This is a genomic window from Streptococcus parasanguinis CC87K, assembly GCF_000507765.1.
Lineage (GTDB): Bacteria > Bacillota > Bacilli > Lactobacillales > Streptococcaceae > Streptococcus > Streptococcus parasanguinis_J.
The window spans coordinates 1,140,419-1,163,373 of record NZ_KI669401.1; the positions used below are offsets into that span (position 1 = coordinate 1,140,419).

Genomic DNA, 22,955 nt, shown 5'->3' on the forward strand with positions numbered 1-22,955 from the left:
AAAATAGTTTTCAGATAAAAAAGGCTTGAGTTGTTTCACAACTTTTAACTCAAACCCTTTCTTTTTTATGGATGACTCACGATCAATTCTAAACCTTGCCCTTCCAAAGTCCAAGATTCAACATCGCTCGGTAAGATAAAGTGACTTCCTTTTTGAATAGGATAATCCTTTCCATCTACCGTCAATTTCCCTTCTCCGGCTAAGACGCTCAACAAGCTGTAATCAGCGGTCTTTTCAAAATCAGCTTTTCCAGTCAGTTCCCACTTATAAACGGTGAAGAAATCACTGGCAACCAAGGTGGTCATTCGAAGATCATCGATGACAACTGTATCTGGATGGCTATTGGCAGGCTCTCCAATGTTCAAGACATCAATTGATTTTTCCAAGTGAAGTTCCCGCAAGTTTCCTTGAGCATCCTTACGGTCAAAATCATAAACCCGGTAAGTGGTATCACTCGACTGTTGGGTTTCAAGAATCAAGATTCCAGAACCAATAGCGTGCATGGTCCCGCTTGGCACATAGAAGAAATCTCCAGCCTTAACAGGAACTTTTGTCAGCAAGGCATCCCAGTTCTTGTCCTCAATTTGCTGACGGAGTTCTTCTTTTGACTTGGCATTGTGTCCATAGATAATCTCGGACCCTTCATCGGCCGCAATCACATACCAACACTCAGTTTTTCCAAGTTCTCCTTCATGCTCCATTGCATAGGTATCATCTGGGTGCACCTGTACACTAAGCCAATCGTTGGCATCCAAAATCTTTGTTAATAAAGGAAAGACAGGCTCTTTACGATTGCCGAATAATTCCCGGTGCTCTTGATAGAGCTGATCCAATCCCATTCCTTCGTATGGACCATTGGCTACTTTAGAAACTCCATGTGGATGGGCTGAAATCGCCCAAAATTCACCGACATGGTCGCTCGGGATTTCGTAACCAAATTCTTCTTTCAGACGAGTTCCTCCCCAAATTTTTTCCTGCATGACTGAATGTAAAAATAATGGTTGTCCCATAATATCCTCCTCGCATTTCATGTTTCTATTATACAAAAAAAAGAAAACTTTTGAAAGCCCTTTCTATTGTTTTCCTCTCTCGCCAGAAACTTTATTTTTGTGTATAATGAAAGGGATGACACTAAAAGAAAACATTATCCAACTGGCGCATTCTATTGGGATATCAAAAATTGGATTTACAACTGCTGATGACTTCGCTTATTTGGAAAAATCGCTCCGCTTGACCGTTGAGGAAGGACGGAATTCTGGATTCGAGCATAAGAATATTGAAGAGCGCATCCACCCCAAATTAAGTCTCTCCTCCGCCAAGACCATCATCTCAATCGCTGTCGCCTACCCCCACAAACTCAAGCAACAACCTCAAAAAACAGCCTATAAAAGAGGAAAATTCACCCCCAACAGCTGGGGATTAGACTACCATTATGTCCTTCAAGACAAGCTCAACCGCTTAGCTGCTGGGATTGAAGAAATGACGCAGGATTTTGAATACAAGGGCATGGTCGATACTGGAGCACTGGTAGATACGGCTGTCGCCCAACGAGCTGGTATTGGCTTTATCGGAAAAAATGGCTTGGTCATTTCAAAAGAATACGGTTCTTACATGTTTCTGGGGGAATTGATTACCAACCTCGAAATCGAACCAGATCAGCCAGTCGACTATGGTTGTGGAGACTGTCGACGTTGTTTGGATGCTTGCCCAACCTCCTGTTTAATCGGGGATGGCTCTATGAATGCCAGACGCTGTCTGTCCTTCCAAACTCAGGACAAGGGCATGATGGACCTAGAATTTCGTAAGAAAATTAAAACGGTCATCTATGGATGTGACATCTGTCAGATAAGCTGCCCTTATAACAAAGGGCTAGATAATCCCTTGGCAACAGAAATCGATCCTGATCTGGCTCATCCAGAGTTGATTCCCTTTATCGAACTGTCCAACGGACAATTTAAAGAAAAATTCGGGCATGTTGCTGGAAGTTGGCGAGGCAAGAATATCCTCCAACGCAATGCCATTATCGCACTAGCCAATGCCAATGACCGCTCAGCCATCCCTAAACTCCTGAACATCATCGAGACCTCGCAAAATCAGATCCATATTGCAACGGCTATCTGGTCCTTAGGGCAACTGCTCCGTGAAGTCACACCAGACCTTGTCGATCTTTTACTGAATATCAAACATCCGACCGATGCTATCATAGAAGAACGAACTGCTTTCTTTGAAAAATTCGGCATTCAAGCAGATTCACAGCTACAATGAAAAAACACTAAGGTTGTAACCTTAGTGTGATGGCGTATACAAATTGTTATTTTATACCAATCTATTAACTTCTGTCAAAATAAAAAAATTTATTCGTTAGAATTATTCAATCATCAACTGAAACTTTCCGACGTGAGAAAAGCTCTTGAAACTATTAAGTTTCAAGAGCTCGGGAGTTTTGAGAGTAAAACAGTTCGGGGAACTGTTTTAGCCAGAGTCCAAAAATTGAAAAGCGAAGGGGCTCAAAACTAAGTCATGGAACTTCGTAGAAGTTCGCTGACGTCCGTACTCACCTAAGGAAAGTTTCTAAAATGACTTTGTCATCAATCTGACACTAAGGTTGTATCCTTAGTGTTTTTTTAGTTCTTTCAAGAAATACCAACTACCCATCTCTACTTGGTTAAAGCTAATCTCACTTGAATAGACTTCCTTGTAGCCATTTTTTGTGTAAAAATAGACATTTCCTTTGGTATTGGTATAGAAGGCTAGTTTTTCCCCTTTGATTTCTTCCAAGAAAGGCTCAATTCCTTCTGTCATAAAGCGACTGCCATAGCCCTGCCGTTGGTGTTTAGGGGCGACTGCGAGAAGCATCAAATACCAATCAAAATCTACATTTTCCTCCAATTCCTTATCCGTGTCCTCCATAAATTTAAAGTAGGACAACATATTCTTCAAGGAAATAAACTTGAGCAAACCGAATCCCCCATTTAAGAGATAGGCCCGAAAAGGAATCGGTCCCTTTTGCAACAAGGCTACCGCATAAATTTCATCGTTTTTTTCTGCCACAAGGCAAATATGGTGCTTAAGAAAAACCTTTACCAGGATGCGCATCATTGCCTCAACAAAGGCTGGGTATTGCTTGGGATCTCGCACCAAATCCTTGATAACTTTTAAAAATAGATAGTCCTCAAAGGCTGTACTGGCTACTCGAACCACCTGATCCAGATCTGCTTTTTCTGCTTTTCTGTACTTCATCTTCTCTCCTATTCTAAGTCCACTTTCCAGTATACACTATCCCTCGCTCTTAGACAAAGGTCAATTTTCAGCAATTTGTTCATTCAGACCAGCAAAAAGAGTCCTCCCCAAATGAGTCCCAACCCCCAAGCGACGAGGACATCCTTGGGATAATGAACTCCTCCAAGAACTCGGACAAGGGCTAATAGAAGAGATAGGAGCATGGAGCACATTCCTAGCGGAAGCGACAACTGGCAGACACACATGGAGATAATGGTCGCCGAAAAAACATGTCGGCTAGGAAAGGAATGACCGGATGAATTTTTTTCTAATAAGGGTTGAATTTCCCATTTTTCATAAGGTCTTGGAACATTGACCCAATGACGAAAAAGGCTAAACAAGACAAAACCCGAAGCAGGGATCCAGATAAAAGGCCAGATTCCTCCCATTGAAGTTTTCTTAAAAAACAGCCAACAAAAGACCAGGCCGTAGATGCCTGGCATGGCGAACGTCAAGATTCGATTCGTCCTTTGAAGGACCTGCACACGATGTGGCTTTCTCGTAAAAGGCAGGGTTAGCCAACGATAAAATTTCGGATAATCTTGAAGATTGGGCTTCATGTTGGCACTCCTGTCTATCATCTCGTTTTTGTACTACTAGTATACGCGATCCTAAGAAAGCCTGTCAAGCCAGGCTTCTTTTTTATCCTTTCTTTCTTCTTTTTCACATGATTTAGCACTAAAATCTGATGATTTATCATTTTTCTGTCTCTAAGAAACCTCTTTTCCATTACTAATATCGATAAAAAAATGAGGCTAGGACAAAAGTCCTAGCCTCTTAATTGTTTTTGGATTGTCGAGCAAGACGCAGTGGTTGAGTGGGCTCTACTACGCTGATTTCATCAGCTTTTACAGCCCTACTCAACTGTGCGGAGGTGGGACGACGAAATCGAATTCTAACGAATTACCGATTTCTGTCCCACTCTCATTTTTTCACTTTGTATGTTACGCCCTTTGTATCTTATTGGAATTGCGAAAGGACGAAGGTGGATCGATATTATCCACCTGAGGAGTTAGTGAGTCGTGTCGGCAAGGCACCATTGTGCTTGCCGTTACACGAATTGAACACGCCCTAAATGCTGGGTGAAAAAGATAAATTCTCTTGTGAGCATGGCTCACTGCAAGAATTTCCTATTTTCACTTTGCATTTTACGGGCTTTGTATCTTATTTTTATGCCACTTCTTCTGTGAATTGACTATTGTAGAGATCGGCATAGAATCCATTTTGGCTCATAAGTTCTTGGTGGTTTCCTTGCTCGATAATATTTCCATCTTTCATCACGAGAATCAGATCTGCATTACGGATAGTGGACAAGCGATGGGCAATGACAAAGGAAGTTCGGCCTTCCATGAGTTTGTCCATGGCTTTTTGAATCAACTCTTCTGTACGGGTATCGACAGATGAGGTTGCTTCATCCAAGATGAGGAGCGGGGCATCCTTCAAGAGGGCACGCGCAATGGTCAAAAGTTGCTTTTGACCAACGGACAAGGTCACTGAATCATCTAATACAGTATCATAGCCATTCGGCAAAGTCCGAATAAAGTGATGGACCCCAACCGCTCGGGTTGCCGCTTCGACCGCTTCATCTGAAATATTGGTTTGATTAAAGACTAAGTTTTCCCGGATAGTCCCTTCAAAGAGCCAGGTATCTTGTAAGACCATCGAAAAGGCATCATGAACTTCTTCTCGGCTCATGGCCTTAGTATCCACACCATCGATGGTAATTTTACCAGCTTGAATGTCGTAAAAACGCATCAAGAGATTGACCATGGTCGTCTTACCTGCACCTGTCGGACCAACAATGGCCACTTTTTGTCCAGGCTTCGCTTCAGCTGTAAAGTCATGGATAATAGTCTTGTCTGGTGAATAGCCAAAGCGAACATGCTCAAAGGTGACATGACCTTTTGGTGTTTCCAATTGACGTGTTTTTTGGGATTCCTCTTCCATTTCTTCTTCGTCTAAGAATTCAAAGACACGCCCCATAGCAGCACTGGCTGATTGCAATTGGGTAATTCCTTGGGCCATTTGACCAATTGGTTGGGTAAAGATGCGGACATAGGTCATAAAGGCCACAATGGTCCCGATGGTAATGTCTCCATTAATGGTGAGGACAGCCCCAACGATACAGACCATGACATAGCCGAAATTCCCTACAAACTGCATCAAAGGCATCATGATCCCAGAGAAGAATTGGGATTTCCACATGCTATGGTACAAATCTTGGTTGATGGCATCAAAATGATCTTTGGCTTGATGGCGGCCATTATAGGAAATAACAACATTGTGGCCACTATAGATTTCTTCAACATAGCCTGAAACTTTGGCAAGATTATCTTGTTGCTGTTTAAACAAAGGCTGACTCTTGACCATAATGATGCTAGAAAGAGCAAAGCCAGCAAAGACGGATACAATCGCTGTGACAGCTAAGTGCCAGTCCGTCTTAAACATCATGAAGATGGAGCCGATCAATAAGACGATAGAGGAGACCATTTGAACCAAGCTTTGGTTAAAGGATTGGGTCATCAAATCCACGTCATTGGTCACACGAGACAAGGTATCTCCTTGTTCGTGACTATCAAAATATTGGAGGGGTACACGATTGATCTTTTCAGCGATGGCATTGCGCAAGCGTTCTGCGAAGCGCTGAATCATGGTTGAGATAATGAAGCTACTGCTGTAGGACACTAGTGCTCCAACTCCATAAAGGATGGCTAAGGTCAGGGCAATCGAAGTGATCTTGTCAATATCAATGACTCCTCCCATCCCTTTTGTGATAGTATCCGTGATTTCTTTTAATTTATCCGGTCCAATAACCGTGATAATACTCGATACGATCGAAAAGAGGATAGCAATTCCGAAAAATAGGTGGAAGCCCTTCAAATAAGGAGAAAGTTGGCTCCAAAGGGACGATTCTTGTTTTGTTTTATGCATGTTCCAACTCCTCCTTAGACAATTGTGAATAGGCAATTTCTTGATAAACTTCATTGGTCGCAAGCAATTCTTTGTGGGTGCCTTGACCGACGACCTTCCCTTGATCCAAGACCAAAATCAAATCCGCATCCATAATGGTCGAAATCCGTTGGGCAACGATCAATTTGGTCGTATCTGCCAGCTCTTCTTTCAGGGCTTGGCGCAGGATCCGATCTGTTTTATAATCTAGAGCTGAGAAGGAATCATCAAAGATGAGGATCTCGGGCTTACGTGCAAGGGCACGCGCAATGGCCAAACGTTGACGTTGTCCTCCAGAGAAGTTGCTTCCTCCTTGCGCTACTTCTGTATCCAAACCTTTTTCTTTTGCGGCCACAAACTCTTTGGCTTGGGCCAATTCAAGAGCTTTCCAGATGGCTTCATCCTCTAATTTTCCTTGACTACTTTCTCCAAATTCCATATTGGAGCGAATAGTGCCGCTAAAGAGCACTGCTTTTTGGGGAATGTAGCCGACTTTATTATTCAGTTCTTGGTGGCTATAATTCTTGACATTGATGCCATCCACTAAGATCTTTCCTTCTGTTGCATCGTAAAAGCGCGGAATCAAGTTGACCAAAGTGGATTTCCCAGAACCGGTTGATCCGATGAAGGCAACGGTTTGTCCTTTCTGAGCTGAGAAGGTCACATGTTCAATCACAGCACGGGAAGTCCGTCCATATCGGAAGGAAACATCTTGAAATTCAACGGTACCCTCTTGGCCTGTTGTTTCTTTTGACTCACTTGGGAAGGCTACAGACGGCTCTAAAGCTAAGACCTGGTTGATTCGTTTGGCAGATACCAAGGCACGAGGAAGAATAATCAAGATGGCCACCATCATCATAAAGCCAATCACGACCTGCATGGCATAAGAGGAGAAGGTGATCATATCGGAGAAGACCTTGGTCCGATCTGCTAATGCAGGACTGGTGAGGATCTTTGTAGGATCTTTTGGCATGGCGATATCATTGATCAAGTGCGCCCCAATCCAGTAGATAGCCAGGGTCAACCCACTTGATACCACTGTCATGACCGGGTTCATCAAAGACATCAAACGATAAACAAAGAGATTTAGACGGGTTAAGCCCTTGTTTTCAGCCTGGAATTTCTCGTTTTGATAAGCTTCCGCATTGTAGGCGCGAACGACCCGCACCCCAGTCAAACTCTCCCGTGTCGTCGCATTCAAGGCATCGGTCAAACCTTGAACCTTTTGCTGGCGAGGAAAGGCAATAAGAACCAGAACAGAGAGAAGAATCAAGACCATCAAGACCGCAATCCCAACAGACGTTGTCCAGGCACTGCTCTTCCCCCAAATCTTGGTCAAAGCCCAAATCGCCATAATGGGACCACGCGTCACAACTTGCATCCCCATGACAATCATGATTTGCAATTGAGTCAAATCGTTGGTCGTCCGAGTCAAAAGAGAGGGAACGGAGAATTTCTTGATCTCGGCATCAGAGTAATCCATCACTTGATGGAAAATCTCTCCTCGAAGTCGCGTCGTAAAGCTGGCAGCGACTCTTGAAGCCAAAAAGCCCACAAAAACTGCCATCAAAAAACTTCCAAAAGAGAAGAGCAACATCTTGCTTCCCGGATCCATAATATCAGAAACCTTGGTCCCCTCCTTAGCTAAGAGGGTCGTGATATCAGATAAGTATTCAGGAGTCTTTAAATCCATCCAAACAGCCAGACAGATAAAGACCGTACTAAGGGCAATCATGCCCCATTCTTTGGCGGTTAACCGCCGAAACATATTGATCATTCCTCGCTCCTTTTTTTCATATTCTCATAAAATTGATGCATGACCTTGAAAAAGATGGCCAATTCTTCTTCTGATACGCCAGCCATCATCTTCTGGTCCACTTCCTCAAAGAATTGTTTCATGTCATTCAACTTGTTTTTCACACTGTCTGTTAGGTAGACATACTTGGCCCGTTTATCGGTCGGACTAGGCTCTAAATAAATAAAGCCATTTTTCTCCATCCGCTTGATCAGGTTACTCGTCACTGATTTTGCGATATGAAGTTCCTGCTCAACATCCCGAATCAAGGTCACTTTTCCCTCCTTTTCACGATGAGATAAGAAGCTCAATACCTGACCTTGGGGTCCTGCGCTAAATTCAAGCCCCTGCTTCTTGGCCTCTCTTTCTACCATGAGGTGAATGAGATGACCGATCTTTTTAAATTCTAGTAAAGGTTTGTCCATCATTTCCTCCAAATAGTTCTCTTAAGAACTTTAAAGTTACTATGAGAACTATTTTAACACAAAAAAGATCCCTGTCAAGAAAAAGTTTCCATAAGAACTAAAAAAATGGAGCCGAATCGACTCCATCCTTCATCTTTAGATAATAATGCCTTCTAGATGATCCATTTCATGCTGACAGATCTGAGCCGGAAAGCCTGACAAATGAATTGTTTTTGCTTTCCAATTCACATCTCGATAGGCCACTGAAATCTCCTCATAACGAGTGGTCGGTCGACTCCCCACCAAGGACAAGCATCCTTCTTCTGTTTGATAGGGCTTTTTCTTTTCAAGGAGAACAGGATTAAACAGGACCAAATTTTCACTTCCCATTCGGATAATAATCGCCCGCTTTTTCACCCCGATCATATTAGCCGCTAAACCGACACACTCAAGGAGATGAGCATTTAAGGTGTCCTGCAAATCCAAAGCCAAGGTGCGATCCTCAGGTGTCGCTTCTTCTGACTTTTGACCCAAGAATAAGACATCTTTTACAATATTCTTTTTCATTCCTTCCTCACTTCTTGATAGATAGACGAAAGAAGTGAGTGGGACAGAAATCGATAATTCGTTAGAATTCGATTTCGTCGTCCCACCTCCGCACAGTTGAGTAGGGCTGTATAAGCTGATGAAATCAGCGTAGTAGAGCCCACTCAACCACTGCGTCTTGCTCGACAATCCAAAAATAATTGAGAGGCTAGGACTTTTGTCCCAGCCTCCTCGCTCTTGTTTCTAACCTTTAAGAGACAATTGCTTCTTATTTTTTAAGCTTCTCGCTCACTTCTTTTGCAAGGACAAAGTTCCCCAAGGTCGCTGAACCATTGCCAGCAACTGCAGGTGTCACAATATAATCTCTCACATCAGGTACAGGGAGGTAACCGTTCAAGAGAGCAGTAAATTTCGTGCGAACACGATCTAACATATGTTGTTGAGCCATTACTCCTCCTCCAAAGACAACGACGTCTGGGCGGAAGGTAACTGTCGCATTCACTGCTGCTTGTGCGATGTAGTAGGCTTGAATATCCCATACATTGCTGTTGAGTTCAATGTTTTCCCCACGAATACCTGTACGAGCTTCCAGACTAGGACCAGCCGCAAGACCTTCCAAACAGCCATTGTGGAAAGGACAAACACCCTTGAATTCTTTTTCCACATCCATTGGGTGTTGAGCCACATAGTAGTGCCCCATTTCTGGGTGTCCAGCTCCCCCGATAAACTCGCCACGTTGGATGACACCAGCTCCGATTCCTGTTCCGATTGTATAGTAAACCAAGTTTTCGATATGGCCACCCGCATTATTGCGAGCGACCACTTCTCCATAGGCAGAGCTATTTACATCTGTCGTGAAATAGATAGGTACATTCAAGGCACGACGGAAAGCCCCAACGATATCTACATTGGCCCAATTTGGTTTTGGAGTCGTTGTGATGAAACCATAAGTGTTTGAATTTGGATCGATATCAATTGGTCCAAATGAACCAATCGCAAGCCCAACTAAATCCTCAAATTTTGAGAAAAATTCAATACACTTATCAATCGTCTCAATTGGCTTGGTTGTTGGAAATTGTACTTTTTCCACAACATTATAGTTTTCATCACCAACTGCACAAACAAATTTTGTACCGCCAGCTTCCAAACTTCCATATAATTTTGTCATGTTGGCTCCTTTTTTATTATGAAAAATATCCTGTATTTATTATAGCATATTTTGTAGTCAATCTTTTTCTCTTCTCTAAAGAAAAAACACACCTTTTTTTGAGAAATAAAATTCAAGGACTGGAGATAATAGACCAGTCCTTGAGAACTTATTGTTTCGATTAAGCTTTGACTTCGATGATCGCATCACCCTTCGCAACAGATCCAGTTGCAACAGGTGTGACAGAAGCAAAGTCAGCTGTGTTAGTGACGATCACCATAGTTGTGTCTTCCAGACCAGCTGCGGCAATTTTCGCTGCATCAAATGTACCAAGGACATCACCAGCTTTGACTTTATCGCCTTGAGCTACTTTTTGATCAAATCCTTCACCATTCATTGATACCGTATCAATACCAACGTGGATCAAGATTTCAGCACCATTAGCTGTCTTCAAACCGTAAGCATGACCAGTTGCGAAAGCAATGGTTACTTCAGCATCAGCTGGTGCATAGACAACGCCTTCAGTTGGTTTGATGGCAATTCCTTGTCCCATCGCTCCACTTGAGAAGACAGGATCATTCACATCAGCAAGTGCTACTGTACTACCAACGATAGGAGTTACAATCACTTCATCCGCAAGTGTTGCTTCAACTTCTTCAGAAGCAGCTGCTACTTCTTTGGCTTCTGCTTTATCAGCAGTTTCTGCTGCTGCTACATTTCCTTCAGCCGCAAACACAGCTGCTGCTTTTGTCTTACCATAGAAGTAAGTCAATGCAAAGGCTACCGCAAAGGCAATCACTTCACACAAGAGGTAGAATGGGATGGATGTTGCATTGATTGAAAGGAATCCAAGGAAACCTGCTGATCCAAGGGAAACAGCAGCGACTTGGAGAAGACCCGCAAAGAGGGCACCCACAGCTGAACCGATAAGGGCACAGAAGAATGGGAATTTGTATTTCAAGTTAACCCCGAAGAGGGCTGGTTCTGTAATACCAAGAAGAGCTGACACACCTGCAGAAGATGCAAGACCTTTGGTTTTTTCGCTCTTCGTTAAGAACAAGATGGCAAAAGTTGCAGCACCTTGGGCTACGTTGGCCATTGATGCAACGACGAAGATGAAATCTCCATGACCCGCACCTTTTTGCCAAGCTGAAAGTAATTGTGTTTCAATGGCTGGGAATGATTGGTGAAGACCTGTCATAACGATCAATGAGTAAGTTCCACCAAAGACTGTCATACCGATAAAGCTTGTTGTGTTATACAACCATACAATAGCGTCTGTGATTCCGTTTGACACCAAAAGCATCACTGGACCAACCACTGTAAAGGTAAGGAAACCAGTAATCATCACAGAAAGCAATGGAGTAAAGGTAAAGTCAACAGCTGATGGCAATTTCTTGTGGAAGAATTTTTCCAAATGTGCCAAGATCCAGATCGCTGCTAAGACAGGAATAACTTGGTAGGCATAGTTTGTTTGTGCTACATTGTAGCCAAAGATATCCCAGAATTTAGTAGCCCCACCAAGATCTGGCGTGGTCATGATCATACCGATCGCAGCACCCAAGAAGATGTTTGCTCCAAAACGTTTGGCTGCAGAAATACCAACCAAAATTGGCAAGAACATAAATGGTGCAGCTGACATCAATTGGATCATAGCTGAAAGACCCTTGATAGCTGGGTACATTTCTTCCAATGATTTAGGTCCAAACAAACCAGCTGAAGTCAAGAAGTTCCGAAGGGCCATCAAGAGACCACCTGCAACCAAGGCAGGGATGATTGGAACGAAGATATCAGACAAGAGTTTAATCAAGGCCATCAATGGGTTGAATTTCTTATCTTTTGCAGCGATTTGTTTCAAATCGTCTGTTGATACTTCTTTCAAACCAGTAGCTTTAATTAGCTCTTCATAAACAAAGTTTACATCTCCAGGTCCGATGATGACTTGGTATTGACCATCTGATTTGAAGGTTCCTTTGACATCTGCATTGTTATCAAGTGCAGCTTGATCAACTTTGCTATCGTCTTTCAATACCAAACGTAGACGTGTCGCACAGTGTGCTGCCGCAACAAGGTTATCTTTACCGACTGCTTCGATAACCTCTTTGGCTACTTTATTGTAATCCATAAAGTAAATCTCCTTATATTTTGTAATGTAAACGGTTCACCCGTCTCTACGTTTTTAATTGTACCACGTATTGAAAATATGTCAACCGTTTTGCAGGATTTTTTTGAAACTTTTTTGGACTTTTTGACACCTTTTGACAGTATGAAACTATTTTCACTTCAATAGAGGCCTGGAGCACTGTGTTTGTCTCTTTAAAGCTACTCTTTATTTTCATTTTCTTTCATTTTTTCATGGATTTTCAATTTCTCCTCTTTTCTTCGAGCCGCAAAATAGATGTCAAGCGTTTGACATTTTTTGCCATTTTTTTCATTTATCGCTTGCATTTTTAATAGGAAATCGGTACTATGGAAGTAAGAAAAAATTCGGAGGAATAAAATGGAATGGACAACTGAACGTCGTTACAGACGTTACGAAGACTGGACAAAAGAAGAAAAGCAAGCCATCCAAGATCATATGGCCAAATCTCCTTGGCATACACACTATCATGTTGAGCCAAAAGCTGGTCTCTTAAATGATCCTAACGGTTTTTCCTACTTTGATGGAAAATGGATCTTGTTTTACCAAAATTTCCCATTTGGTGCAGCCCATGGGTTAAAATCATGGGTACAAACAGAAAGTGAAGACTTGGTTCATTTCAAAGAAACCGGTGTAACGCTTCTTCCAGACACAGATCTGGATAGCCATGGAGCTTATTCCGGATCAGCCATGCAGTTTGGTGACAAACTATTCTTATTCTACACCGGAAATGTTCGTGATGCAGAATGGGTTCGTCATCCTTACCAAGTCGGTGCTTTGATGGACAAAGATGGAAAGATTGAAAAATTTGACAAAATTTTGATTGATCAACCAGCTGACTCTACGGATCACTTCCGCGACCCACAGATTTTTAATTTCAAGGGTCAATACTATGCTATCGTTGGTGGTCAAGACCTTGAGAAGAAAGGATTCATCCGTCTCTATAAGGCTGTAGATAACGACTATACCAACTGGGTTCCAGTCGGTGACTTGGATTTTGCAAACGATCGGACCGCTTATATGATGGAATGTCCCAACCTCGTCTTTGTTGGAGACCAACCCGTTCTCCTCTACTGCCCTCAAGGCTTAGATAAATCGGTCCTCGATTATGACAATATCTATCCAAATATGTACAAGATCGGGGCAAGCTTTGATCCAGAAAATGCCAAAATGGTTGATGTATCTGAATTGCATAATCTCGACTATGGTTTTGAAGCTTATGCGACTCAAGGATTTAATGCTCCCGATGGACGTGCCTATGCTGTTAGCTGGCTAGGTCTTCCAGACGTTTCTTATCCAACTGATTCCTATGACTACCAAGGAGCTCTCTCACTAGTCAAAGAATTAACCATCAAAGATGGCAAGCTCTACCAATACCCAGTTGAAGCCATCAAGGACTTGCGAGCTGAGAGTGAGGAATTTGCCAACAAGGCTCAAACCAAGAACTGCTATGAATTGGAATTGCAGTTTGAAAAAGATAGCCAAAACGAAATCGTCCTCTTTACCGATGCAGAAGGAAAGGGCTTAGCTCTCTCATTCGATCTCTCTAAGGGATTGGTCACAGTCGATCGAAGCCAGGTTGGTGAGCAATATGCCCAAGACTTCGGTACGAGCCGTAGTTGCACAATCGCTAACCAAGCAACAACCGCTAATATTTTCATTGACAATTCGATTTTTGAAATCTTTATCAATAAAGGAGAAAAAGTATTTTCTGGTCGGGTCTACCCACATGCAGATCAAAATGGAATCTTGATCAAGTCTGGAACCCCTACTGGAACATACTACGAACTTGATTATGGTCGCAAAGCTAACTGATGTCGCTAAACTCGCCGGTGTCAGCCCTACTACTGTCTCACGGGTTATCAATAAAAAGGGATACCTGTCTGAAAAAACGATCCAAAAAGTCCAAGAAGCCATGCGAGAATTGGGCTATAAACCTAACAATGTTGCTCGTAGCCTCCAAGGAAAATCAGCCAAGTTAGTCGGCTTGATCTTTCCCAACATCAGCAATGTTTTCTATGCTGAATTAATCGACAAACTAGAGCACCAACTCTTCAAACACGGCTATAAAACCATCATCTGCAATAGTGAGCACGACTCCGAAAAAGAGCGCGAATATATTGAGATGTTGGAGGCCAACCAGGTAGATGGCATCATTTCAGGAAGCCATAATTTGGGCATTGAAGATTACAACCGGGTAACTGCTCCTATCATTGCTTTTGACCGCAACCTCTCCCCAGAAATTCCGGTTGTCTCTTCAGACAACTACGCTGGCGGGGTGCTTGCAGCAGAAACTTTAGTAAAAACCGGAGCCCGAAAGATTATCATGATCACAGGGAATGACAACTCCAACTCCCCAACAGGCTTGCGTCATGCGGGGTTTGCATCGGTTCTACCTGAGTCCATGATCATTAATGTTTCCAGTGATTTCTCCCCTATTCGCAAAGAAATGGAAATCAAACAGATTTTAACCCACCACAAACCAGATGCCATTTTCGCCTCCGATGATTTGACGGCGATCTTGATCATGAAAGTCGCTAGAGAATTAGATATTCAGATTCCCCAGGTTTTGAAAGTGATTGGTTATGATGGAACCCAGTTCATTGAGACCTATACACCTGAACTGACAACCATCCAACAACCCCTCGAAGACATTGCTATCCTCATGGTGGATCTTTTACTCCAAAAGATCGAAGGAAAAAAAGTAGCGACTACCGGTTATTTCTTGCCCGTTAGTCTCCACTCTGGAAAAAGTGTCTAAAACAACGATGCTGGGACAAAAGTCCTAGCCTCTCAATTATTTTTGGATTGTCGAGCAAGACGCAGTGGTTGAGTGGGCTCTACTACGCTGATTTCATCAGCTTTTACAGCCCTACTCAACTGTGCGGAGGTGGGACGACGAAATCGAATTCTAACGAATTACCGATTTCTGTCCCACTCTCATATTTTTTTACCAAAAAAAGAGCCAGTAGGCTCTTTTTACTTATTCTTCTGTCACAAATTGACTGAGGACACCGTTGACAAATCGTGAAGAGGTTTCATCCGAAAAAGCCTTGGCCAATTCCACCGCTTCATTGACTGCGACGATCTGTGGCGTATCAAACTCTGTCATTTCGTAAATTCCCAGACGAAGGATGTTTTTCTCTACCAAGGTCAAGCGCTCAACAGTCCAGCCGGTTTTCAAATGTTGACCGATTTGCTGGTCCAGTTGATCTTTGGATTGGTAGACGCCCGTCACGAGATTCATGAGAAAGGCAGGAAGATCGACTTCTTTGTCTTCTGCTAGGTCCTTGTCATGTAGATAAGCAAAGCGACAAGCTTCAACAATGTTTCCATCGTATTCCAAGGCCATCAAGGCTTGGAAGGCGCGCTCACGCAAATCTCGACGTGATTCTAATAAAATTTCATCAGTCATTGAGGAAGTCCTCATTAAACAAATCTTTCAAGTCTGGTTTTGGAGATTTTTCCGTTGCGATACCAACAACGTGAATGTTGACAGCATCCAAGGTTACATCTGCCATATCATAAACTGCAGACTTAACCGCTTTTTGAATGGCTACAGCGACAGATGGTACAGCGACTCCGTACTCCAAATAAAGATAGATGTCTACTGAAACTTGACCATCTTCTTCTGTATGAAGGTAGACGCCACGTCCAAGTGAGCGTTTGGACAAGCTATCTGAAACACTCTTGTTTTCAAGCGAATAGACACCCTCTACTTTTGCTGTCGCAATCGCAATAATTTTTTCTAATACACGTGGTGCAATAACGATGTCACCAAATTGTTCAGTTGCCATAGAAGTTCCTTTCTATTTGACACCCTGAGATGTCTCTTATGCACGAGAAACGTAAGTTCCTTCAGCTGTATTGATAATCAATTTTTGTCCTGCTTCGATGAAGTCTGGAACGTTTACCACAAGGCCAGTTTCCATTGTAGCTGGTTTACCAGAACCTGTCACAGTAGCACCTTTGATAGATGGTTGAGTTTCTGCAACAGTCAATTCAACAGTTGTAGGAACTGTTACACCGATGACTTCGCTTCCGTAGAATTGAATTTTTACTTCTGAGTTTTCAAGGATGTAAAGCAATTCTTGTTCTACGTTCACAACTGGAATTTCATATTGGTCATATGTTTCTGTGTTCATGAAGTAAGCTGTATCATCCATTTTGTACAAGTATTGAGCTGGAACAGTTTCAATAATAGCTTGCTCAAATTTTTCTTCTGGACGGTAGCTTGTATCAAAAGTTGAACCAGTACGGACATCACGCAATTTCATACGCATGATGGTGTTTCCTTTACCTGGTTTGTGGTGGCTAGCTTCCAAAACGCGGATCAATTTTCCATCAGCTGTTTCAAAGGTCATACCAGCTTTCAACTTACTTGCTTCAATCATGTTTTATTACCTCTTTTTAAAAAATAGATTACTCTTTATTGTAACACACTATTTGATTTTTCTCAAACAGCAATTTTCTCTTTTTAGGAAGGCTAGAAGGCGGAGAGAGATTACAGGAACGAGTCCTTAGAATCTCTGTATCTCCAACTCCATCTTCACTATTCCTTATTGGTCCAAGGGCACAATATTGCCATCGGCATCTTTGGTGACATGGACATATTTTCCATCTACTTCAATGTAGAAGGTATGAGGCTTGTCTTGCGCTGGAGAGGCTTGTTTTTGAAGGTCATTGCCAAGGGCTTGACCCAAGTTCATCCCCATAATCATGTTCATGCCATTGCCACCTTCATTTTTAGCAGCTGCGACCAAGGCTTCATTGCGAGCACGACGCTCTTCGATTTCAATGGTATTGTACTTCATCGCTGCCAATTCACTGTCCAGTTTATTGACCTTGGCCATACTGTCTGCATCGTAGCTCAAATCTTCGATGAGGACATTGGTTAATTCGATACCATATAATTCTGTCCACGTTTTGTTGACTTCGCGTTTTGCAACTTCATTGAAGACATCTTGGTCCGCATTGATATTGTAGATGTCTGCCTTATTTTCAGCCGTATATTTTGAAATGGCCACTGCAATTTTTGGTGCTAGATTTTGGCGCAAGGTTCCCTGAGCCACATCTTCCAAGGTAAATGGCTTATCTGCAGTGATTTGACGACTGACTGCACTGATGTAAAAGAGTACAGGATCTACCACTTTAACATCATAAAGACCATAAAAACGAATGCTAAGAAGTTGTTGGTAACGGTCGCTAAAGTACTCGACTGGATTTTGAGTGCCAAATTTATTTCCTGTAAAAGGTTGCATCCGCACAAAAATAATTTCTTGTTGGGTGACCACTTGGCCACCAAATGAGAAGCGATTCTTGAACTGGTCCCAAGTCCCTTTAACGCCACCCTTTTCAAACAACCAGGCATTTTCACCAGCTTGCCATTCGTGGCTACCTGCTTCTAGAAGGTCTCCTAGAAAAGTTCCATTATTGACCAAGAGAGCAACATAGCCTTGAGGAACAATGACGACAGATCCATCTGTCAATAGCCCCGTATTTTGGTTGCTCTGACGAGAGCGTCCATCTGGATCTTTGGTCAAGAGCTGTCCCTTAATGGCCAAAGCTGTTGCCGGAACAGCTTCTGGCAATGTAATGGCTTCCTTAAATTTACTATCTTGAAAACTTGAAATGCCCGCTGAAAGGGCTGCTTTAATAAATCCCATACATTCTCCTATCTGTAGAATTCAATTTCATCCACGACTTCGTAGACATCCAAGACCCAATCTTTTGGATTGTGCTTCAAGGACGCTTGGCAATATTCACACTTGTCGATTGAATCGATCGTCAATGGCGCACCACAGTTCGGACAATGATCACTAACAACTTCTGAATTCTTAATAATCTCTGTCTGAGCTCCATGTTCACGGAGGAAGACCATGCGGTATACCGTAAAGAGATCTTTGGTCGGATCTCCTTCGATCACACGACCCGATTCATCATTTCGGATGTAATCTCTCATCGTCGAAGACAGAATAACTTCAATGCGGTCATTGCCTTCTGGATTTTCGATAAAGTCTTTGATCTTCGAATCTTCCACACACACGCGCTCAAGAACATTGGTTGTTTTGGCACGAATATGCTCTTGCAACTGCGTCAAGTGTTGCTCATAAAGACTGGTACTTTCTAAGTTCCGTACGGAATTCCAATCTTTTTCTGTCCAGGCAGACTGCAATTGAAGATAAACCAGCTTGACTTGCGACAAGAAGCGGTCTTCATCAAACATTGGATCCAGTTTACGGATACGACGAATCGCTTCATAGTTGTTTTCAATTGGTCGACCCGCCCGTTCTTCGGTTGTCCGTTTTGGACCACTATTTGAATAGGACGAATCATCACTCTCATTAGCCTCTTTTGCAATATTATAGACAAATCCAATCAATCCAATGATGGCGACAACTGCTACCGCCCCACCAGAGTCTGATCCAGAACTAGAACTGTAGCTACTGGATCCACCAGACCAGCTGCTACCACCAGACCAGCTACTTCCGCCACCAGACCAGCTGCTACCACCACCACCGCCAGAATGAATAGTGCTACTGCCACCACTATGCGTATTGCCGACACCAGCATGAGCAGAAGGAGCAAATGCAAATAGAAGGGCTACTAGAAGAATTCCCAATACTAAAATTCGTTTTTTCATAGGCCTCATTTCTTATCTTTGTTGGTTACACAGGGGTTAAGAAAATACTGTCTATTTTATAGGACAATCAATTCTTTAGGTGCAAGTGTCAAGACTTCACAGCCTGTTTCTGTGATCAAGAGATCATCTTCGATCCGCACACCAGAGAGACCTTCAATGTAAATCCCTGGTTCATCTGTCAAGACCATCCCTGCTTGAATGGCTTCTTTAGACATTTGGCTGAAGTAGGGTTCTTCATGGATATCAAGCCCAATTCCATGACCGATTCCATGAGTAAAGTATTGGCCATAGCCGGCTGCTTCGATCACATCACGTGGGATTTTATCAAAATCACGGAAGCCAAGTCCATCTTTTGCAGCAGCAATCAAGGCTTGATTGGCTTTCAAAACGGTTTCATAAATTTCTCTTTCCTTGTCGCTGACATGTCCAGCATAGATGGTCCGTGTCATATCGCTGACATAGTGGTCATACAAGCAACCAAAATCAAGGGTCAAGGCATCTCCTGCTGAAATCACCCGATCACTTGGAGTTGCGTGTGGCATGGCAGAGCGTTCACCTGCTGCTGAGATAATATCAAAAGATACACCAGAAGCTCCCAACTCCCGCATTCTAAAGTCGAGGAAAATCGCTGCTTCCAACTCTGTCGTTTTCCCTACCTTGATATAATCCAAAATATCATGGAAGGCTTGGTCAGAGATGCTACAAGCTTTTTTAATGGCCGCAATCTCAGTTTCATCTTTAATCAAGCGCAATTCCATCACAAAGTTCGCTAGGGATTGAAGGCTGATGCCACTGAAAACAGAAGCCATGCGGGCATGGTAGGCTACCGTCACTTCGTCCTCAAAACCAAGTTCTTTGATTTCAAGGTCCTTAACGACCTCTGCCGCTGCAGTCAACTCATCGCGGGTTTCCACAATCTCTACAAAGGGGAAACAAGTCGCATGGGCATGGATGGTGTAGCGCGAATCTGTAAAGAGTACCACGCGTTCTTCTGTCACCAAAGCGGTCCCGTTTGAACCCCAGAAATTGGTCAAATAATAAACATTTTTCAAATTGTTAATCAATACCGCTTTGAGGTTTTGGGCTTTCATTTTGTTTCTTAAGTTGCTGATCCGTTGATTCATTGTAATTTTCCTTTCAAATATTGTCCTGTGTAGCTAGCAGGATTTGCTGCTACTTCTTCTGGTGTTCCGGTCGCAATAATGGTTCCACCACCGACACCGCCTTCGGGCCCTAAATCGATGATATGATCTGCTGTCTTAATGACATCCAAATTGTGCTCAATCACAAGGACCGTATTGCCATCATCTACAAATCGCTCTAAGACTTTGATCAAGCGAGAAATGTCTTCGGTATGGAGTCCAGTCGTTGGTTCATCCAAGATATAGAAGGATTTTCCTGTAGAGCGCTTGTGCAATTCAGAAGCCAACTTCATCCGTTGCGCCTCCCCACCTGAAAGAGTAGTCGCTGGTTGGCCTAGTGTTACATAGCCCAAGCCCACATCTTGGATGGTCTTGAGTTTGCGTTCAATTTTTGGAATGTGCTTGAAGAATTCAACTGCCTTGTTGACCGTCATATCCAGCACTTCTGCAATATTTTTTTCCTTGTAGTGGACTTCAAGGGTCTCACTATTGTAACGACGTCCATGGCAAACTTCACAAGGAACGAAGACATCTGGCAAGAAGTGCATTTCAATCTTGATGATCCCATCTCCTGAGCAGGCTTCACAACGCCCGCCCTTGACATTGAAACTAAAGCGGCCTTTTTTATAGCCCCGAATTTTGGCTTCATTGGTCTGAGCAAAGAGATCGCGAATGTCATCGAAGACGCCTGTATAGGTCGCTGGATTGGAACGAGGAGTCCGACCAATCGGGCTTTGATCAATGTCGATCAAGCGATCGATATGCTCAATCCCCTGAATCGTCTTGTATTTCCCTGGTTTTTCCGAATTGCGGTTGAGTTTTTGAGCGATGGCTTTTTTCAAGATGCCATTGATCAAGGTCGATTTTCCAGAACCGGAAACTCCAGTGACTGCGATGAATTTGCCCAGAGGAAAGCGTGCTGTGATGTCTTGTAAGTTGTTCTCACTGGCCCCTGTTATTTCAATAGAACGACCATTCCCCGAACGGCGCTCTGTCGGAACCGGAATCTTGCGCTTGCCGGACAAATACTGGCCAGTGATGGATTTGCTGTTGCGTGCTACCTGCTTTGGAGTTCCTGCTGCAACGATCTCTCCCCCAAAGACACCGGCACCTGGGCCGACGTCGATCAGGTAGTCTGCCTCTCTCATGGTATCTTCATCATGTTCGACGACGATCAAGGTGTTGCCTAAATCGCGCATCTTCTTGAGACTGGCGATCAGGCGGTCATTGTCCCTTTGGTGGAGGCCGATAGACGGCTCATCCAAGATGTAAAGGACACCAGAGAGGTTGGAACCGATCTGGGTTGCCAAGCGAATGCGCTGGCTTTCTCCACCTGATAAGGTCCCAGCAGATCGTGACAAGGTCAAGTAATTGAGCCCCACATTGTTTAAGAAGGTCAAGCGATCCTTGATCTCTTTTAGGATCGGTCTTGCAATCGTAGCTTCATTGTCTGTTAAGATCAACTGATCTACGGCTTTTAAGTGGTCCGCAATCGATAGATCTGACACTTCCCCGATATGCATCCCCTTCTCCCCGCCGACACGAACAGAAAGAGCCTGGTCATTGAGGCGGTAGCCATGGCAGGTCGCACAGGTCAATTCGTTCATATAAGAGCGCATTTGATTACGGGTGAAATCACTATTGGTCTCACGGAAACGACGGTGAATGTTGTTTACGACCCCTTCAAAAGGAATTTCGATATCCCGAACTCCACCAAACTCATTTTCATAGTGGAAGTGGAATTCCTTCCCGTTTGAACCATAGAGGACCAAGTCCTTTTCTTCTTGAGAAAGATCGGAAAAAGGTCGGTCCATATCAACGCCAAAATGGATCATGGCCTGCTCCAACATCTGTGGATAGTAGTTGGAAGAGATCGGATTCCAAGGAGCGAGTGCTCCTTCGCGAAGGGTTAAGCGATCATCTGGCACCACCAAATCCAAGTCCACCTCTAGCTTAATCCCCAGCCCATCACAATCTGGACAAGATCCGAAAGGCGCATTGAAAGAAAAGAGGCGGGGCTCTAATTCAGGAACGGTAAAGCCACAGACTGGACAAGCATAATGCTCAGAAAAGAGCAATTCCTTGCCATCCATGGTATCAATCACCACATAACCATCCGCAATCCGAAGAGCTGCTTCAATCGAATCAAAGAGCCGCGAGCGGATGCCCTCTTTGATCACGATTCGGTCCACTACTACTTCAATCGTGTGCTGCTTGCTTTTAGACAGTTCTGGAACCTCTGTCACATCATAGATCTCACCATCGACCCTCACCCGGACATAGCCGTCTTTTTGCACCTTTTCAATGATATTCTTGTGCTGGCCTTTTTTCTTGCGAATAATGGGGGCTAGAATTTGCAGGCGTTGGCGCTCTGGTAATTCCAAGACTTGATCGACAATTTGCTCAACTGAAGAAGCTGTAATCGCTCCATGCCCATTGATACAATAAGGCGTCCCTACACGCGCATAGAGCAAGCGCAGGTAGTCATTGATCTCTGTTGCCGTCCCCACTGTAGAACGGGGGTTTTTACTGGTCGTTTTTTGGTCGATGGAAATGGCTGGACTCAAGCCGTCAATGGAGTCCACATCTGGTTTTTCCATATTTCCCAAGAACTGCCGGGCATAGGCCGATAAGCTCTCCACGTAGCGGCGCTGGCCTTCTGCATAGAGGGTATCAAAGGCCAGACTGGACTTTCCAGATCCAGACAAACCCGTCACCACGACTAATTTGTCCCGTGGAATTTCTACATCTATATTTTTTAAATTATGGGCGCGTGCCCCATGAATGACAATTTTATCTTGCATGTTCTTACTCTAATCACCTTTTTGTTAACCTCCATTATAACAAATTTTTTAGTATTCTTTTATCCAAAACCGTCCTTTTTCTGATATAATGTTAAGGTGTAAAAAA

The 22,955-nt window shown here is 43.4% G+C and carries 19 protein-coding genes; 3 read left to right on the forward strand and 16 right to left on the reverse strand.

Features of this window, described 5'->3' with window-relative positions:
* Window positions 1-65 precede the first annotated feature (65 nt).
* Window positions 66-1,010: a mannose-6-phosphate isomerase, class I gene (gene manA / locus HMPREF1195_RS05560; protein ID WP_003005297.1), complete on the reverse strand. Its 945-nt coding sequence runs from the start codon at window positions 1,008-1,010 to the stop codon at window positions 66-68.
* A gap of 115 nt (window positions 1,011-1,125) precedes the next feature.
* On the opposite strand from manA, the gene queG reads away from it, so the two are divergent.
* On the forward strand, window positions 1,126-2,265 hold the full coding sequence (gene queG, locus HMPREF1195_RS05565) for a tRNA epoxyqueuosine(34) reductase QueG (RefSeq protein ID WP_037599392.1): 1,140 nt from the start codon (window positions 1,126-1,128) through the stop codon (window positions 2,263-2,265).
* A gap of 348 nt (window positions 2,266-2,613) precedes the next feature.
* On the opposite strand, the gene HMPREF1195_RS05570 is transcribed toward queG, so the two are convergent.
* The 8 genes from HMPREF1195_RS05570 to HMPREF1195_RS05605 form a co-directional block, all read right to left on the reverse strand.
* The gene (locus HMPREF1195_RS05570) at window positions 2,614-3,240 is read right to left on the reverse strand and encodes a GNAT family N-acetyltransferase (RefSeq protein WP_023918985.1); all 627 of its coding nucleotides are present in this window, start codon (window positions 3,238-3,240) and stop codon (window positions 2,614-2,616) included.
* Window positions 3,241-3,323: 83 nt separating this feature from the next.
* Entirely contained in the window at window positions 3,324-3,839 is a 516-nt protein-coding gene (locus tag HMPREF1195_RS05575) for a phosphatase PAP2 family protein (protein ID WP_023918987.1), read from the reverse strand.
* A gap of 610 nt (window positions 3,840-4,449) precedes the next feature.
* A complete protein-coding gene (locus tag HMPREF1195_RS05580; protein WP_023918989.1) occupies window positions 4,450-6,210 on the reverse strand; it encodes an ABC transporter ATP-binding protein in 1,761 nt (586 codons plus the stop codon).
* Window positions 6,203-8,005, reverse strand: coding sequence for an ABC transporter ATP-binding protein (locus HMPREF1195_RS05585; RefSeq protein WP_023918991.1), 1,803 nt, complete (start codon window positions 8,003-8,005; stop codon window positions 6,203-6,205). Before HMPREF1195_RS05585 ends, HMPREF1195_RS05580 begins: the two co-directional genes overlap by 8 nt.
* Entirely contained in the window at window positions 8,002-8,448 is a 447-nt protein-coding gene (locus HMPREF1195_RS05590) for a MarR family winged helix-turn-helix transcriptional regulator (protein WP_023918993.1), read from the reverse strand. The genes HMPREF1195_RS05585 and HMPREF1195_RS05590 overlap by 4 nt, the downstream gene beginning before the upstream one ends.
* 135 nt (window positions 8,449-8,583) lie before the next feature.
* Window positions 8,584-8,994 (reverse strand): peptide deformylase, encoded by a 411-nt coding sequence (locus HMPREF1195_RS05595; protein WP_023918995.1) that lies wholly within the window; start codon window positions 8,992-8,994, stop codon window positions 8,584-8,586.
* Window positions 8,995-9,241: 247 nt separating this feature from the next.
* Window positions 9,242-10,141 (reverse strand): fructokinase ScrK, encoded by a 900-nt coding sequence (scrK, locus tag HMPREF1195_RS05600; protein WP_023918997.1) that lies wholly within the window; start codon window positions 10,139-10,141, stop codon window positions 9,242-9,244.
* A 160-nt stretch (window positions 10,142-10,301) separates the two neighbouring features.
* Entirely contained in the window at window positions 10,302-12,245 is a 1,944-nt protein-coding gene (locus HMPREF1195_RS05605; RefSeq protein ID WP_023918999.1) for a sucrose-specific PTS transporter subunit IIBC, read from the reverse strand.
* 375 nt (window positions 12,246-12,620) lie between these two features.
* Between HMPREF1195_RS05605 and HMPREF1195_RS05610 the strand changes: the two genes are divergently transcribed.
* Window positions 12,621-14,075: a sucrose-6-phosphate hydrolase gene (locus HMPREF1195_RS05610; RefSeq protein WP_023919001.1), complete on the forward strand. Its 1,455-nt coding sequence runs from the start codon at window positions 12,621-12,623 to the stop codon at window positions 14,073-14,075.
* Complete coding sequence (locus HMPREF1195_RS05615; RefSeq protein ID WP_023919002.1) at window positions 14,056-15,021, forward strand: LacI family DNA-binding transcriptional regulator; 966 nt, start codon at window positions 14,056-14,058, stop codon at window positions 15,019-15,021. The genes HMPREF1195_RS05610 and HMPREF1195_RS05615 overlap by 20 nt, the downstream gene beginning before the upstream one ends.
* Window positions 15,022-15,243: 222 nt before the next feature.
* Here the strand turns inward: HMPREF1195_RS05615 and nusB are convergent, their stop codons facing one another.
* From nusB to uvrA, 7 genes are all read right to left on the reverse strand, one after another.
* Window positions 15,244-15,675, reverse strand: a complete 432-nt coding sequence (nusB, locus tag HMPREF1195_RS05620) for a transcription antitermination factor NusB (RefSeq protein WP_023919004.1) — start codon at window positions 15,673-15,675, stop codon at window positions 15,244-15,246.
* Complete coding sequence (locus HMPREF1195_RS05625) at window positions 15,668-16,057, reverse strand: Asp23/Gls24 family envelope stress response protein (protein ID WP_003005404.1); 390 nt, start codon at window positions 16,055-16,057, stop codon at window positions 15,668-15,670. Before HMPREF1195_RS05625 ends, nusB begins: the two co-directional genes overlap by 8 nt.
* A gap of 36 nt (window positions 16,058-16,093) precedes the next feature.
* Window positions 16,094-16,654: an elongation factor P gene (gene efp / locus HMPREF1195_RS05630; protein WP_023919007.1), complete on the reverse strand. Its 561-nt coding sequence runs from the start codon at window positions 16,652-16,654 to the stop codon at window positions 16,094-16,096.
* 165 nt (window positions 16,655-16,819) lie between these two features.
* Complete coding sequence (locus HMPREF1195_RS05635) at window positions 16,820-17,926, reverse strand: SPFH domain-containing protein (protein ID WP_023919009.1); 1,107 nt, start codon at window positions 17,924-17,926, stop codon at window positions 16,820-16,822.
* A gap of 8 nt (window positions 17,927-17,934) precedes the next feature.
* Entirely contained in the window at window positions 17,935-18,903 is a 969-nt protein-coding gene (locus tag HMPREF1195_RS05640) for a TIM44-like domain-containing protein (protein ID WP_023919011.1), read from the reverse strand.
* A gap of 56 nt (window positions 18,904-18,959) precedes the next feature.
* On the reverse strand, window positions 18,960-20,027 hold the full coding sequence (locus HMPREF1195_RS05645; protein WP_023919013.1) for a M24 family metallopeptidase: 1,068 nt from the start codon (window positions 20,025-20,027) through the stop codon (window positions 18,960-18,962).
* Window positions 20,024-22,849, reverse strand: a complete 2,826-nt coding sequence (uvrA, locus tag HMPREF1195_RS05650; protein WP_023919014.1) for an excinuclease ABC subunit UvrA — start codon at window positions 22,847-22,849, stop codon at window positions 20,024-20,026. The genes HMPREF1195_RS05645 and uvrA overlap by 4 nt, the downstream gene beginning before the upstream one ends.
* Window positions 22,850-22,955 lie beyond the last annotated feature (106 nt).